The 16390-nt window shown below is 37.9% G+C and carries 16 protein-coding genes and 1 pseudogene; all 17 read right to left on the bottom strand.

Annotated features, from left to right (window positions below; genetic code table 11):
• Positions 1-12: 12 nt before the first annotated feature.
• Positions 13-1155, bottom strand: a complete 1143-nt coding sequence (dxr, locus tag B9N79_RS03940) for a 1-deoxy-D-xylulose-5-phosphate reductoisomerase (RefSeq protein WP_040056646.1) — start codon at positions 1153-1155, stop codon at positions 13-15.
• An 18-nt stretch (positions 1156-1173) separates the two neighbouring features.
• Positions 1174-1956 carry a phosphatidate cytidylyltransferase gene (locus B9N79_RS03935; protein WP_040056647.1) on the bottom strand — a complete coding sequence of 261 codons (783 nt, stop codon included), beginning with the start codon at positions 1954-1956 and terminating at the stop codon, positions 1174-1176.
• Positions 1953-2663 (bottom strand): undecaprenyl pyrophosphate synthase, encoded by a 711-nt coding sequence (locus B9N79_RS03930; RefSeq protein ID WP_231573084.1) that lies wholly within the window; start codon positions 2661-2663, stop codon positions 1953-1955. The genes B9N79_RS03935 and B9N79_RS03930 overlap by 4 nt, the downstream gene beginning before the upstream one ends.
• A gap of 237 nt (positions 2664-2900) precedes the next feature.
• Positions 2901-3458: a ribosome recycling factor gene (gene frr / locus B9N79_RS03925; RefSeq protein ID WP_019391844.1), complete on the bottom strand. Its 558-nt coding sequence runs from the start codon at positions 3456-3458 to the stop codon at positions 2901-2903.
• Complete coding sequence (pyrH, locus tag B9N79_RS03920; RefSeq protein ID WP_019391843.1) at positions 3458-4183, bottom strand: UMP kinase; 726 nt, start codon at positions 4181-4183, stop codon at positions 3458-3460. The genes frr and pyrH overlap by 1 nt, the downstream gene beginning before the upstream one ends.
• A gap of 112 nt (positions 4184-4295) precedes the next feature.
• Complete coding sequence (gene tsf, locus B9N79_RS03915) at positions 4296-5177, bottom strand: translation elongation factor Ts (protein WP_040056648.1); 882 nt, start codon at positions 5175-5177, stop codon at positions 4296-4298.
• An 88-nt stretch (positions 5178-5265) separates the two neighbouring features.
• Complete coding sequence (rpsB, locus tag B9N79_RS03910) at positions 5266-5985, bottom strand: 30S ribosomal protein S2 (protein ID WP_019391841.1); 720 nt, start codon at positions 5983-5985, stop codon at positions 5266-5268.
• A 148-nt stretch (positions 5986-6133) separates the two neighbouring features.
• The gene (locus B9N79_RS03905; RefSeq protein WP_040056649.1) at positions 6134-6619 is read right to left on the bottom strand and encodes a hypothetical protein; all 486 of its coding nucleotides are present in this window, start codon (positions 6617-6619) and stop codon (positions 6134-6136) included.
• Positions 6620-6673: 54 nt separating this feature from the next.
• Entirely contained in the window at positions 6674-7441 is a 768-nt protein-coding gene (locus B9N79_RS03900; RefSeq protein WP_046217792.1) for a FliA/WhiG family RNA polymerase sigma factor, read from the bottom strand.
• 144 nt (positions 7442-7585) lie between these two features.
• Positions 7586-8010 (bottom strand): annotated as a pseudogene (locus tag B9N79_RS03895) (chemotaxis protein CheD).
• Between the two features lie 166 nt (positions 8011-8176).
• Positions 8177-8578 carry a chemotaxis protein CheW gene (locus tag B9N79_RS03890; protein WP_040056651.1) on the bottom strand — a complete coding sequence of 134 codons (402 nt, stop codon included), beginning with the start codon at positions 8576-8578 and terminating at the stop codon, positions 8177-8179.
• Positions 8575-10470 (bottom strand): chemotaxis protein CheA, encoded by a 1896-nt coding sequence (locus B9N79_RS03885; RefSeq protein WP_040056652.1) that lies wholly within the window; start codon positions 10468-10470, stop codon positions 8575-8577. Before B9N79_RS03885 ends, B9N79_RS03890 begins: the two co-directional genes overlap by 4 nt.
• Before the next feature lie 54 nt (positions 10471-10524).
• Entirely contained in the window at positions 10525-11388 is an 864-nt protein-coding gene (locus tag B9N79_RS03880) for a MinD/ParA family protein (protein ID WP_063592705.1), read from the bottom strand.
• Entirely contained in the window at positions 11388-12473 is a 1086-nt protein-coding gene (gene flhF, locus B9N79_RS03875) for a flagellar biosynthesis GTPase FlhF (RefSeq protein WP_040056654.1), read from the bottom strand. Before flhF ends, B9N79_RS03880 begins: the two co-directional genes overlap by 1 nt.
• Positions 12473-14509, bottom strand: coding sequence for a flagellar biosynthesis protein FlhA (gene flhA, locus B9N79_RS03870; protein WP_019391832.1), 2037 nt, complete (start codon positions 14507-14509; stop codon positions 12473-12475). The genes flhF and flhA overlap by 1 nt, the downstream gene beginning before the upstream one ends.
• 28 nt (positions 14510-14537) lie before the next feature.
• Entirely contained in the window at positions 14538-15614 is a 1077-nt protein-coding gene (flhB, locus tag B9N79_RS03865; protein ID WP_040056655.1) for a flagellar biosynthesis protein FlhB, read from the bottom strand.
• Positions 15614-16390 carry a flagellar biosynthetic protein FliR gene (fliR, locus tag B9N79_RS03860; protein WP_040056656.1) on the bottom strand — a complete coding sequence of 259 codons (777 nt, stop codon included), beginning with the start codon at positions 16388-16390 and terminating at the stop codon, positions 15614-15616. The genes flhB and fliR overlap by 1 nt, the downstream gene beginning before the upstream one ends.

The following is a 16390-nucleotide window of genomic DNA, read 5'->3' as shown; positions in this document are numbered from 1 at the left end:
CTATTACCTCCTTTAAGAAATTAAAGACAATACGTAAGACCTTGTTTCTAAATCTACTTCTTTTATTGTCTGAAGACAAGGATTTTGCTGGACAGTATGCCAGTTTAATGCCTTCTCAATCACGTCTTCAATTTGCAGGAAGGAAATTTTCCCTTCAAGGAATAACGCAACGGCTTGTTCATTTGCTGCATTCAATACAGTTGGCATTGTACCTCCTGTTTTCCCTGCTTCAAAAGCAAAAGAAAGACAGCGATAACGTTCGAAATCCATTTTAGCAAAATCCAATGTACCAATCTCAGCGAGGTTAAGAGGCGTAGAAGGAAGCACCATTCGATTTGGATATGTAAGAGCGTATTGAATAGGTACGCGCATATCAGGTGTTCCAAGCTGAGCCATCACGCTACGGTCATGAAACTCAACCATAGAATGAATGATACTTTGTTTATGGAGAAGCACATCTATTTTCTCATATGGCATGTTAAAAAGCCAATGTGCTTCAATAACTTCTAACCCTTTGTTCATCATTGTTGCTGAATCAATGGTAATCTTTGCGCCCATTGACCAGTTTGGATGGTTTAAGGCTTCCTCAACGGTTACTCCTTCTAGCTCTTGTCTTGTTTTGTCTCGAAAACTTCCTCCAGAAGCCGTAATAATGAGACGATTAATCTCTTTCATATTTTCGCCTTGCAGACATTGATAAATAGCAGAATGTTCACTATCAACCGGAAGGATGCTTACTCCATACTCCTGAGCTTCCTTCATCACAAGATGACCTGCTGTTACAAGCGTTTCCTTATTTGCAAGGGCAATGGTTTTACGCGCTCTAATAGCTTCTATTGTGGGAAAAAGACCAACGCTCCCCATTACAGCCGTAACAACAACATCTGCTTCAGAACATGTAGCAACTTCTATCAAACCTTCTTCTCCATATACAATAGTAATATTGAGAAACTCGTCTTTTAATACCTCATAGTCTTCTTTTTTTGAAACTGATAAAATCCTAGGCTGAAATTCTGCTAAAATTTCTCGTGTTTTATCAATATTTTGTCCTACTGACATGGAAACGAGTGAAAATTCGTCACGATGCGTTCGAATGACATCTAGCGTTTGTGTTCCAATTGAACCTGTTGCACCTAGTAAGGCAATTTTCTTCACGTATGTCACCCCGTTCAATTATATTAAAAAGTAAAGAATAGGGAAAACAAACAGCCAGCTGTCTGTTCGGTCAAGCACTCCCCCGTGTCCAGGTAAAATATTGCCTGAATCTTTCACACCATAGTGGCGTTTAAACGCTGACTCTACAAGATCTCCAACTTGTCCAAATATAGAAAGAACAAGACCGATCACCATAAGATGAAGAGGGGACTCTGTAAGCGGCGATAAAAACGCAAAAAGAAGCGCTACGATTACTCCACAAACAATTCCTCCCACTGAGCCTTCAATTGTCTTATTCGGACTAATGTCAGGCCATAGTTTTCGTTTCCCCATACTTTTCCCAATAAAATATGCTCCAGAATCACTTGCCCATGTTACAAAAAGAGCAAGAAATACGTAAGAAAGCTGTTCTTCGCGAATCGCAATAAAATAATAAAAACCCATTCCAATATAGATGGTTGCTAAAATAACAAAACCAGCATCATCGAATGTAAAACGGTTTTTAATTAATACAGTATACGTCAGCAGCAATAAAACAGCGAGCAAAACAACTTCTACTTTATGTTTAAATATCGTATTAGCAAGCGACCCATTTGCCTCTGAAAGCAAAAACGTCCAAATAAGCAAGACACTCATAAACGTTGGGAAAGATAGGAGCGAAATTTTTCGCATTTTTAATAATTCAAAAACTCCAACCGTTGCTAACAAATAAACAAGCAGTGTAAAAGGCAACCCGCCAACTAAGACAAGGGGTACAAAGATAGCGGCTGCAATGACTCCTGTAATGATTCGTTGCCTCATTTTTTATCAACATCCTTCACGCCACCGAAACGGCGTCCTCTATTTTGGTAATCCTCTAAAGCTGACAGAAAATGTTCTCCTCTAAAGTCAGGCCATAGAACATCTGTAAACCAAAATTCAGCATAAGCAAGCTGCCATAGCATAAAATTACTTAAGCGAATTTCCCCGCTTGTGCGAATAAGCAAATCCGGGTCTTTAAGGTCTCCGCTCATCAAATGCTTCTGAATATCAGCTTCTGTTACAGCCTTGTTTGGATCAGCTTCTTCCATCAGTTTATTCACCGCATAAACAAGCTCATCACGAGATCCATAGTTTAACGCAAAGTTTAAAATAAGGCCCGTATTTTCCTTCGTTCTTTCGATTGCATTGTTTACGGCATTGAGCGTATGGGCTGGAAGTCTTTCCTTGTTACCCATCACCCTTACTTGGACATTTTCTTCAATCAGCTCTGGTAAAAATGTGCTTAAAAACTCTTCTGGAAGCTTCATAAGAAATTCAACTTCCATTTTTGGCCTTTTCCAATTTTCTGTTGAAAATGCGTAGAGAGTTAATACTTTAACATTTAACTCATTGGCAGCACGAGTAATTTTCCGCACAACTTTCATTCCTTCATGGTGACCCATAATGCGCGGCATGGCTCGTTTCTGAGCCCAGCGTCCGTTTCCGTCCATGATGATGGCTACATGTTCTGGAATAGATCCTTTCATCACTTGTTTCTTACGCTGTTCATACGTACCTGTATTTGACTTTTGCTCCTTTAAAAGCTGTTGAAATTTCTTTATCATGTCAAAAGTCCCCCGTTATGCAAACATCATCTTTTTTTCTGTAATTTTTGTATAAAAAGGCTCGGTCCCCTTTTATATTTTTCATACTACCATTATTAACAAAAAAACCCCCTGTAAACAATAGAGGGTCTTTTACAATATATTTTACAGTGAAAAAGATTATACTTCCATAATTTCTTTTTCTTTATCTTTTGCAATACCATCCACTTTTTCGATGTACGAGTCTGTAAGCTTTTGAATGTCTTCTGTGTAGCTACGGAGATCATCCTCTGTAATCTCTCCATTTTTCTCAAGCTTTTTAAGATCTTCGTTTCCGTCACGACGAATATTACGTACGGCTACCTTGCTATCCTCGCTGTATTTCTTCACAAGTTTTACAAGTTCACGACGACGCTCTTCTGTTAAAGCAGGAATTGTAATACGGATGATGGTGCCGTCATTTGATGGAGTAAGACCAAGGTCTGCTTTCATGATTGCTTTTTCAATTTCAGCAAGCTGTGTTTTGTCATATGGTTGGATAACAAGCATACGAGCTTCAGGTACACTGATTGTTGCAAGCTGGTTTAATGGTGTTGGAACACCATAATATTCAATCATCACTTTATCAAGTAGAGATGGATTAGCACGTCCAGCACGAACTGTTGCTAATTCTCTTGTTAAAGCTCCTGTCGCTTTTTCCATTCTCTCTTTTGTTTCATTTAATACTGTTTTTGGCATTATTCTTTCCCCCTTACAATTGTTCCAATGTTCTCTCCTACAACAACACGTCTAATGTTGCCTTCTTCCATAACAGAGAATACGATAAGTGGAATATCGTTGTCCATACATAGTGAAGAAGCTGTAGAATCCATGACTGCTAAACCTTGTTGAAGCACTTCAATATAAGAAAGTGTTTCGTATTTTACAGCATCAGGTACTAAAGTTGGATCTGCGCTATATACTCCGTCTACGTTGTTTTTAGCCATTAAAATAACGTCTGCTTCAATTTCTGCAGCACGCAGAGCAGCCGTTGTATCTGTTGAGAAGTACGGATTCCCTGTTCCTGCCGCAAAAATGACAACGCGTTTCTTTTCAAGATGGCGAATCGCTTTTCGTCTTATGTACGGTTCAGCTACTTGGCGCATTTCAATTGACGTTTGCACACGTGTTTGTACTCCAAGATTTTCTAAGCTATCTTGTAATGAAAGAGAATTCATTACCGTTGCAAGCATTCCCATGTAGTCTGCATTTGCACGGTCCATCCCCATCTCACTACCAATTTTACCACGCCAGATGTTCCCACCGCCAACAACAATGGCAATTTCAACACCTAAATCGTAAATTTCTTTTACTTGAGCAGCAACAGACTTGATGATTTCAGGTTTGATTCCAAATCCTTGTGATCCTGCTAATGCTTCACCGCTCAGCTTTAATACAATTCGATTATATTTTGCACTACTCATATTAAACCTCCATCGTCCCAAGTGTACGATATCATTTTTTAGGAAAGGGGAACACAACGTGTTCCCCCTTCTTTGCTTTATAATTTGCCCATTTATAAAGAATATAATGGTCTTATTTTTTAACTTGGTTCATTACTTCTTCAGCGAAGTTTTCTTCACGTTTTTCCATACCTTCGCCAACTTCATAACGAGTGAAGTCTGCAACAGTAGCACCTTTAGAAGAAACGAATTTACCTACTTTTTGATCAGAATCTTTAACAAATGCTTGATCTAGTAAGCAAATTTCTTCAAAGTATTTGCCAAGACGGCCTTCAACCATTTTTGCAACGATTTTTTCTGGTTTACCTTCGTTAAGAGCTTGTTGAGTTAATACTTCACGCTCACGAGCTACTTCTTCTTCAGAAACAGCGTCACGAGAGATGTATTTAGGGTTGATTGCAGCAATGTGCATAGCAACGTCTTTTGCAACAGCTTCGTCAGTAGTTCCTTCAAGAACTGTTAATACACCAATGCGTCCACCCATATGAAGGTAAGCACCAAATGCATCATTGTCGCCTTTTGTTTTAAGAGCGAAACGACGAAGAGAAAGTTTTTCACCAATTTTAGCAATAGCATTGTTGATATGACCTTGAAGAGTTTCACCGTTCTCCATTTTGCTTTCTAATGCTTCTTCAAGATTAGCTGGTTTAGCAGCTAAAAGGTGTGCACTAATTTCTTTAGTAAGGTTTTGGAAACCTTCGTTTTTCGCAACGAAATCAGTTTCAGAGTTCACTTCGATAATAACAGCTTCATTACCTTGAACCTCGATTTGTGTTAGACCTTCAGCAGCGATACGGTCAGCTTTTTTAGCAGCTTTTGCGATCCCTTTTTCACGAAGGAAATCAATTGCTTTTTCCATATCCCCTTCAGTTTGAGTTAGTGCTTTCTTGCAGTCCATCATACCTGCGCCTGTTTTTTCACGTAGTTCTTTTACCATTTGTGCTGTAATCGCCATAATATTGCCTCCTTAGTTTTGGTATGTATCAAGTAATCATCTGTAAAAAAAGGTGATAAAAGGCTACCCCTTTATCACCTTTCCTTCATTAAGCAGTTGTTGTTTCAGTTTCAGTTGCTGCTTCTTCACCTTGTTTAGCTTCAAGAACAGCATCAGCCATTTTAGAAGTTAGAAGTTTAACAGCGCGGATTGCATCATCGTTTGCAGGGATAACATAGTCGATTTCGTCTGGATCACAGTTTGTATCTACGATACCAACGATCGGAATATTTAATTTTCTTGCTTCAGCCACTGCGATACGCTCTTTACGAGGGTCGATGATGAATAGTGCATCTGGAAGTTGCTTCATGTCTTTGATTCCGCCTAGGAATTTTTCAAGACGCTCAAGCTCTTTACGTAAGCCTACAACTTCTTTCTTAGGAAGAACTTCGAAAGTTCCGTCTTCTGCCATACGCTCGATGTCTTTAAGACGCTTAACGCGTTTTTGGATTGTTTGGAAGTTTGTTAAAGTACCACCTAACCAACGTTGGTTAACGAAGTACATACCAGCACGTGCTGCTTCTTCTTTAACAGAATCTTGTGCTTGTTTTTTAGTACCAACGAAAAGGATTTTTCCACCTTCTGCTGCTACATCTTTAACGAAGTGGAATGCTTCGTCAACTTTTTTCACAGTTTTTTGAAGATCGATGATGTAGATCCCGTTACGCTCTGTGAAAATGTATTTCTTCATTTTTGGGTTCCAACGGCGAGTTTGGTGACCGAAGTGAACACCTGCTTCAAGTAATTGTTTCATTGAAATTACTGACATTAATTTTTCCTCCTAACGGTTTTTGGGTTCCTCCGCTTAAGTCATCTTTAGATAAAACTGACGTTGAGCCAGCACCGTTATCTAAATCTTTAAGCGTGTGTATTAACACCAGAAATAAATATAGCACATTCACTATTCACAAGCAAGTTCAAATTCTATTTTCTTGTCGAAATTGTAAGAATAGGCGAATTTCCGCATCCCCTCTATGTAGATGTTTAGCAATTTCTTCACTTGTTAAACCTCTATCATGTAAAAAATAAACTGTTTTCCGCAACTGCTCCCCTTCCAGCTCCTCTATCTTTAGTTTTGAAAGATATATTTCAACAGTGTCTTCTTGCATTTGAAAAGCTGGAAGAAGATCAGAGAGATCTTCAGGTTTGCTAACTGCATTAAATTCTGTGCGGTTTGGTTTTTTTGTATTATTTTCTCTCGACTTTTTTAAACTCTTAATGAGATTATGATGCTCTTCTTGAAGCTCAAGTAAATAAGCAGCCATTGCTTCTTCGAGTTCTTTTGCTGAGCGTTTTTGTTCTTGCTCTATTCTCTTCATTTCACCTCTTTTCATATAAAGAAGCGTAATACAAAAGAATGATATGACGTGTAAAATGAGAGAAATCACAATAAAGAACGCCATTTTTCTCCTCCTTCCTTTTCATAGAAAAAGACGAGCATTAAGAGCTCGTCTTCTTTAGGCCTGCTCCATTATCTTTGTAAGCATGTGACGCATTTTATATAATGCCTTTGAATGAATTTGAGAAATGCGCGATGTTGATAAAGACATCACATGACCAATTTCTGTAAATGTTAAATCTTCTTTATAAAAAAGAGACACAACAAGCTGTTCTTTTTCGTTTAAACCTTCAATAACTTTAGCAAGATTTTCATACATTTCTTCCTTCAGAAGCTCTTCTTCAGGAAGAACTGCTTTATCATCACGAATAGAATATGTTTGTTGTTCTTTGTCTTCAGATTCTTTCATATATTCATCCATTGATAATATATTAGCGAAAAAACCTTCATTCATTGTTTGCAACACTTCTTCTTCTGTTACATCTAGACTTGCTGCTATCTCTTTAGGAGCGACCGTACGTAAATATTCTTGCTCAAGCTCTTCAATTTTTGATTCAATCTTTTTAGCTCTTTCTCTCGCTCCTCTTGAAAGCCAATCTTCTTTTCTTAATCCATCTATAATAGCACCACGCACGCGAAATGATGCATATGTATCAAATTTCAAATCACGTTTATAATCAAACTTTTCAAGTGCATCATACAACCCTGTAAGGCCAAGGCTGAACAAGTCCTCTTTACTTACACTTTTTGGAATACCAATTAAAATGCGTTGAACATGGTAATGGACGAGCGACATATATTTACGAACCAACATGTTTCCGGCATGAGGGTCTCGTGAATGTGTCCATTTTAGCCAATATTGTTCTTCTAGAGATGGTTGTGCCATTCGACTCCTCCTCGTCATGCAAACAGCTTTAATTCAATACCTTATATTTTTAAATGAATTCTGTTATGCTAAACTACCGCTTCAAAAATTTAATAATGTTCATCGCTCATAGATTTATATTTCTCTAACATTTGTGTTGGCGCTTCAAATGAAAAGAACTTCGCTTACAGGATCAAATTTAATCGTTCTTCCCCTTCGGCCCCAACGTCCTTCGAAAGGAGAGGGACATTGACTTCTTGTAAGAATCGTTTAAGAGCCTCAATATTTCTTGGCCCAATCCTCATATCATGCTCTGTTGAGTAATGTTGAAACATTTGGGCACCACCTGCAATTTTTGCTCGAAAATTTCCTAACTTTCCACCGTTTTGTAACAGTGTTTCGCACAAAGCGTACACAGCTGTATCAGCATATTTTGCTCTATTAAAATTTCTATCTCCGCTTTTTTCTGCATAAGGCAGCATCACGTGTACCATTGCAGCCATCTTTTCTTTTTGATCATAAATGACGACCCCTACACAGGAGCCAAGGCCGACGGTATAAATACAGGATGGTGCACGGACAAATCCCATTTCCGCAATGCCTACCTTTACCGCGTCTTTTCGATTATTTCTCACTTGAAATGCTCCTTGTAAGAGAGAAATTTCAAACCAAACTCTCTATTTTTTTCATCATATGCTTCCTGTTCTTCTTTTTCAATAAGGGAAAGACTGCAATTCATTCTATCTCATTTAAAGTCTACTGTTCTAAAACTTTATTAATATCAAGAACTAATAAAAACTGGTCGTCCCTTTTCACAGCTCCATTCACATAATAGGAACTTCCATCAGCAGGAGAAGCTATTCCTTGTTCATCAAGATCTAAAATATCAACAGCTTCATCTACAATAAGCCCAACTTCTCCTTCTTCACCTTTTACGACAACAATCCGTGTTGCACTATCATATTCCTTTTCTTTCATTCCAAACCTTAGACGAAGGTCGATAAGTGGCGTAACAACTCCTCTTAAGTTTGTTACTCCTTTAATGTAGGGAAATGTTCGTGGAACGTGTGTGATAGTATGCATTTTTTCAATGGAACGAATATGTGAAACCGGCAAGATATAGGCATTGTTTCCTACGTTAAATTGAAGCATTTTCATCCATCTCCCCCCTTTACTCTGTCTTTAAAAAGCTCATTGTGATTTAGAATGAGAGCTACCTTGCCATCTCCCAAAATCGTAGTTCCGGAAACAAGACTAATATGTTTTAAATAAGAACTAAGTGGTTTGACAACAATATCTTGTTGATGAAGAAACCCGTCTACAACAAGAGCTACGTATTTTTTCCCTTTTTCTAGAATAACAACATAGTGATGAAGACGTTCCTTTTGTTCCTCATTATATTCAAAAAGCTCACTTAAGAAAAAAAGCGGGATCACTTTATTTCGAAAATGGATAGCATGTTCTTCTCCAATATGTAAAATCTCTTCTTTTTCAATAAAAAGCGTTTCTGCAATTGAAGAAATAGGAACAGCCCAAATATCTTCTTTCATTTTAATGAGCATCGCGCACACAATAGAGAGCGTAGCAGGAATATCAATTGAAAACACTGTTCCTTGTCCACTATTAGAAGTAACACTTGTTGTTCCACCTAATGCTTCAATACTGTTTCGCACTACGTCAAGCCCAACACCACGGCCTGATAAGTTGGAAACTTCATCTGCTGTAGAAAAGCCTGGTGTAAATAAAAGTTGGTAAACATCCTCATCATGCATTGAGTTTGCTTTTTGATTTGAAACAATGTTTTTACTAATAGCCTTAGCTAATACACTCTGGCGATTTATTCCACTTCCATCATCTTTAATCTCGATTAAAATACGACTTCCTTTATATCGGGCGCTAAGCTCTATTGTTCCTTCTAGTTCTTTTCCATTTTCTTTTCTTTGTTCTGGCTGCTCAATTCCGTGATCTATAGAATTTCGAATAAGATGAACGAGAGGATCCCCAATTTTCTCAACAATTGTTCGATCAAGCGCTGTCTCTTGTCCTGTCAATTTCACACGAATTTTCTTTCCAAGCGTTCTAGCTAAGTTTCGAACCATTGGGGGAAAACGTTTAAACGCAGTTTCAATAGGAACCATTCGCATGTTAATGACAACTTGCTGCAAGTCATTTGTTAATCGAAAAAGATGTTTAACTGTGTCGTCAAGATCATGATCTGAAAAAGGCTGAATCATTTGCTGAATACGCGTTCTATCAATTACAAGTTCTTCTACTAAGTTCATAAGTACATTCAAGTCATCAAGCTTCACTCGAACGGTTTCAGAAGCTGACGTGTGATCAGAAGAGACTACATCTTCTTTTTTGTTCTCTCTTATATGAAGCTCAACGTTTTTCACATCGGTCATGTGCATCACTTCTTTTTGAATAAGTGAAAAGGGCTCCTCTGATCTTATATGAATTATAAAATGTTCTGTGAAATTACCTTCTTTAATCTCTTCAAAGCTTGGAGAAGTTTTAATAACAGTAGCATATTCTTTGATTTTCTGAAGTACCATATAAGCACGTGCTCCCTTTAATAAGCAATCTTCAGCAAGCTGGATTTTGATTATACTATCATCATCTGTAGAAAGAGACGAGAGAGGTTTTTCTTCTCCTTCTTTAGAAAGGGATGGGTAAGATAGAAATTCATGAAGTTCTGTTAGCGTATCTGTTTTAAATAATGGGGCTCCTTCCCCTTTCATAATTTTATCTATGGATTCACTAAGCTCTTCTACCGCTTGAAACATTAAATCTATGAGATCATTAGACCAATCTATCTTTTCATTTCTAAGTTCATCGAGAATATTTTCTAATCCATGTGTAAGCTCTGTTACATGTTCATAGCCCATTGTTGCCGCCATTCCCTTTAGCGTATGAGCAGATCTAAAAATTTCGTGCACAACTCCGTCTTCTCGCGTACCGTTCTCTACTTTTAGAAGATAATCATACATATTTTGAAGATGCTGTTTGCTTTCATCAATAAAAATATCCAAATATTGATTCATCTCCATGCTGTCCACCTCAATACTTTCTAAATTACAAGCTACTTCGAGAAACGTATTTTTTTATAATCTTTCTCTTTTTTCAAGAAACTGATGTTTTAACCGAGCTAGAAACCCATCTTTTAAAAATTTTGTAGAAGAAGGGTTTACAAAAGATGCTGCAAGCTCTTCCACTGCTTTTGTCGCTTTTCCATTTGGATAGAGAATAGAAAATGGTACTTGTTTCATCGCTGCTTTTGTGACTGCAGAATCGGTCGGAATTCGCCCTAAATAGCTCAGTTGACCATTTAAAAATTTTTCAGTCACTTTATTTATTCGTCCAAAAACAATTTCTCCTTCTCGTGAGGAAGAAGTTTTGTTGATTACAACATTATAAGGACCTTCTAGGGACTCCATCATCATAAACTTCACAGAAGCATATCCATCCATTAATGACGTTGGCTCTGGCGTTATGAGCACAACAATTTCGTCAGCAGCCTTTAAGAAAGATAAAACGCTCTTTGACATTCCTGCTCCCATGTCAAAAATAACATAATCATACTGCACAAAAGAGACGTCAAATTGTGCAAGTAAATGAGTTATGTCTCCCTCATCCATTTCAACGAGTGTATTTAATCCTGTTCCTCCTGAAAGGATATCAATGCCGTAGCTACTTTTTGACACAGCTTCTTGTACTGATACATTTCCATGTAGAACATCTGCAATTGTATACTGTGTTGATATCCCCATTAAAATTTCTACGTTACCCATCCCAACATCCATATCAAACAAAAGCACTTTATAGCCAAGTTTATGAAGAGAAAGAGCAAAGTTAATGGAAAAATGTGATTTTCCTACTCCTCCTTTTCCACTTAATACAGCTAATGCTTTCGTTTTTTTAATTCCTTGCATTTTTAGTCTAAGATGTTCTGCCTGATCTTTCATCATCACTCTTCCTCAAATAAAAAATTTGCAATATTATTTTCTGTAACCGAAAGTAAATCATCAGGCACATCTTGGCCATTTGTTATATAGTAAACTGGTTTTTTATACTTGTGCATCATATTAATAATTGCTCCTAATGACGAGGTTTCATCACTTTTTGTGAAAAGAAAAGACTGAATAGGCAATGAAGAAAAGCGAGACACAATCTGTTCCATATCGTTTTGCTTTGCTGTTAAGGCTAGGACTAAATGGGTATCCATATTATTTTGAAAGGGAATGAAGCTTTGCAATGCTTTTACATACTGTTCATCTCTGTAATTTCGTCCTGCTGTATCGATAATGATATGGTCATAAGAAACAAATTTTTCGAGCGCTTTTTCAAATTCTCCTCTGTTATAACAAACAAGAAGAGGAACATTTAAAATATCAGCATATGTTTTCAGCTGCGATATGGCGGATACTCTGTACGTGTCTGTTGTAATAAATGCAACGCTTTTTCCATCTTGTAAAATATACTTTGCCGCAAGTTTAGCAAGAGTTGTTGTTTTCCCGACTCCTGTTGGTCCTACAAGATTAATACATTTTTTAGCTTTTTTTTCGGTATAAAGCGGGATCATAAGATCTTTTATATAATGTTTTGCTTCCTTTACTACGTTTGCTTCTCCAAGAAAATACTTTTCAAGAAGCAATGGCATCATCTCATCTATAATTGATTCTTGTATTCCCTGATTCTCTAAATGTACAAAAACTTCTTTGACTGCCTCTGGGTAGCTCGAAAACTTTTTCTCCGCAGAAGAGGACGAAACAGCTTCCTTTAATGACTTAATTTCTAATAAAAGCTCTTCGTATTGAAGAGATGGAGCAGCTTGTTGTTTTAGCTTCTCTTCTCTTTTTTTTACGGAAGTGGCAGATTGAATTCCTCTCTCAACGGCAGCAATGACCTCAAGCTTTTTAGTTTTAAAAAGCCCGAGAAATCCGCCCGTCTTCACTGCTTTTGAGTTTAAAATAACCGCTTCTCTTCCAAGTTCCCCGCGAATTCTGTCCATCGCCTCTTTCATTGTTTTAACTCTATACTTTTTTACTTTCATTAGATATTTACCACTCCAATACTCTGCACTTCAACTGAGGGCTCAAGCTCGTTATACGATAGAACCGCTATTTGGGGAATGTAGCGTTCAATAAGCTGACGTACATACATACGAACGGCTGGTGAACATAAAATAACAGCATGATGTTCGTAAAGTGAAGACTGTTCAACTTCGTGAGCAATATTTTGAACGATTGTTTGGGAAACAGTCGGATCAAGTGACAAATAGTTTCCATGCTCTGTTTGATGTACTCCTTCTGCCATTGTTTTTTCCACTTTTCCAGACAGAGTAATTACCTTTAGCCCATTATTCTCATTTGAATGCTGAGAAGTAATTTGACGAGATAGTGATTGACGTACATACTCTGTAAGCAAATCAGGATCTGAGGAAGTTTTCCCGTAATCTGCTAGCGTTTCGAAAATAACGGGCAAGTTCCGAATAGAAACGTTCTCCTTCAGTAGTTTAGAAAGTACTTTTTGAATATCACCAACGCTTAAAATCGCAGGCGTAATTTCTTCGACTAAAATTGGATATGTTTCTTTCACATGATCAATAAGCTGTTTTGTTTCTTGACGTCCAAGCAGTTCATGAGCGTTTTGTCTAATGATTTCTGTAATGTGTGTTGAAACAACAGAAGGGGGATCAACGACTGTGTAACCGTACATTTCCGCTCTTTCCTTCATCTCTTCATTTACCCATTTTGCCTTCATGCCAAAGGCAGGCTCCACTGTATCAATCCCTTCAATTCCTTCCTCTTCCTCACCAGGACTTATTGCCAAGTAATGATCAAGAAGAAGCTCTCCTTTCGCAAGCTCGTTCCCCTTTATTTTCAAGCGATACTCATTTGGTTGTAGTTGAATGTTATCTCTTATTCTGACAACAGGGATTACAAGACCAAGTTCAAGTGCAAGCTGTCTTCTAATCATAATAACTCGATCTAGAAGATCGCCTCCTTGGTTCGTATCCGCAAGAGGAATCAACCCATAGCCAAATTCAAACTCAATTGGATCTACATTTAATAAGCTCACAACACTTTCAGGACTTTTCATCTCATCAAGCTGCATTTCTTCACGAGCAAGCTCATCTTCTGTTTCTTCTTCCTTGCCCTGCTGTTTTGAGATCATATATCCTCCAAAAGCAATCAATCCACCGAGAGGAAGTGTTAATACATCGCTTATCGGCGTAACGAGCCCCAAGAAAATAATCGTGCCGCCTGTAATATACAAAACAGGAGGTAGCCTAAAAAGCTGCTTTGTAATATCTTGACTTAAGTTTCCGTCAGACGCTGCTCTTGTAACAATAATTCCTGTTGCTGTGGAAAGCATTAAGGCAGGAATTTGACTCACAAGCCCGTCCCCAACGGTTAAGAGCGTATACGTTGTCGAAGCTTCGGAAAGAGACATGCCAAGCTGCATCATTCCCACAATCATTCCAACGATAATATTAATGATTGTAATAATCACTCCTGCAATAGCATCTCCTTTTACAAACTTACTTCCTCCATCCATTGCTCCATAAAAATCTGCTTCGCGCTGAATTTTTTCGCGGCGTTCAACAGCTTCACGCTCCGAAATCATGCCAGCATTTAAGTCAGCATCAATACTCATTTGCTTCCCTGGCATCGCGTCAAGTGTAAAACGGGCCGCTACCTCGGAAACACGCTCCGATCCTTTTGTAATAACCACAAATTGAATAATAATTAAGATGATAAAAACAACAAATCCAACAAGAGGGTTTCCCCCTACAACAAAATCCCCAAACGTTTCAACTACTCCCCCAGCTTCCCCTTGACCTAAAATAGAACGAGTTGTCGAAACGTTTAAACCTAACCGAAAAAGCGTTAGTACAAGAAGAAGTGATGGAAACACGGACATTTCTAATGCCTCTCTCATATTCATCGCCATAAGGAGAACAAGAAGTGAAAGGGAAATGTTGACCATGATCAGGACACTCAATAACCACGTTGGAAGCGGAATAACGAGCATAACGATAATTAAAACAACGCCTAATATAATTGGTAGATCTCTTGCTGTCACGTTTTTCTTTCCTCCTTCGTTTAGAATACTAAATCCTTTTTTGAATCCGGTATACATAAGCTAAAAGTTCAGCCACTGCTTTAAAAAATTCTTCAGGAATGGCTTGTCCTACTTCAGCTTGCTCATATAACCCTCTGGCAAGCGGTCGATTTTCAATCATTGTAATATCATGTTGTCCGGCAACTCCTTTGATCTTTTGAGCAACAAAATCAACTCCGCTTGCCACAATGTAAGGCGCATCTGCTTTTTGTTCATCGTATTTTAAAGCAACAGCATAGTGTGTTGGATTTGTAATAATAACATCTGCTGTAGGTACATCTTGCATCATACGTGACATGGCCACTGCCCGCTGTTTCTGCTTAATTTTTGAACGAATCTGCGGGTCTCCTTCCGTGTTTTTATGCTCGTCTTTAATATCTTGCTTGGACATTCGAATATTTTTTTCATAGTCGTAGCGCTGATAAACATAATCCAAAATCGCAATAAAAAGCAGCACAAGTGACGCTGCAATCCCCATTTGAAAAATAAGTTTTCCAATTGTCGTCATAGCATCTTGAACACCTTTTTGTGCTAACAGAAGAACTTCTTTTAAGTTCGCCCATAAAATAAAAAAAGTGACAAGCCCAATGCATAAAATTTTTAATACAGACTTAAAAAGTTCCACAAGGGCACGCATGGCAAAAATTCGCTTAGCGCCCGTAATGGGATTAATTTTTTTTAGATCAAATTTTAATGTTTCAGTAGAGAACAAGAGCCCTATTTGAGCATAGTTTGTCAAAAGCCCGCCAACAAGAGCCACTGCCATAATAGGAAGAACAGCGAATGCGATTTTAGGAAGAAGGTCCATAAATACTTTCATGACGTTTTGTTCTGTAATATCGAAGAGCAGATTACGTGAGAATCCTTCTGCTAAAATATCTAAAAACTGTTCTAGTATAAACTTGGCTCCAAACGAAAAATAAAGAAATAAAAACAAGAAAACAAAGGCTGCATTGATATCCTGACTTTTGACTACTTGTCCTTTTTTTCTTGAATCTTGCCTTTTCTTTGGAGTCGCTTTTTCCGTCTTTTCTCCCGCAAAAAACTGGAGATCAAGCTTTAACATTATTCCCCTCCTAGGCGATCTGCGAGCTGCATCATTACTTCAAGCATTAAATCAAACACTTCCTTCATAACTGAAAACAAGCTGCCAATGACGATAATTAATAGTAAAAACGTAACCATAATCTTTACAGGAAATCCAACAACAAAAATGTTCAGCTGTGGTACTGTACGGGCTACTATCCCTAAAGCTACATCAACAAGGAAGATTGCAGCTACAATCGGAAGCGATAACTGAAGGGCAATAGCGAACATAGACGAAAACCCATAAATGACCGTCTTAATAAACGACTCTTCTCCAAAGTGAAGTGATAGTTGACTAAGCGGCATAAGCTGAAAACTTTCATAAAGACCATTAATTAATAAATGATGACCATCAACTGATAATAAAAATAACATGGCAAAAATAGATAAGTATTGTCCAACAAGTGGACTTTGAGCTCCTGTCTGAGGGTCAATAACACTAGCAATTGCAAAGCCCATTTGAAAATCAATAAAACTTCCTGCTGTTTGAATAGCACTAAAAGCAATATAAGCAATAAGACCAAGACTAATGCCAACAATGCATTCCTTTAGACTCAAAAGCAAAAATCGCCCGTCAATTGGAATAGCTTCAGCTCCGATAGTGCTTGTTAATACAATAGCGAGCAAAGCTGAAAATCCTATTTTGTGCGATGAAGGAATCGTCCTGTAAGAGAAAAATGGAACCACAATAAAGAACGTTGATATGCGAACAAGCACTAGCAAAAAAGTTGGGAGAATAGAAAGTAAATGCTCCAT

Source organism: Priestia filamentosa (assembly GCF_900177535.1).
In the GTDB taxonomy this organism is placed as follows: Bacteria; Bacillota; Bacilli; order Bacillales; family Bacillaceae_H; genus Bacillus_I; species Bacillus_I filamentosa.
This window is presented reverse-complemented; position numbering and strand designations above follow the sequence as displayed.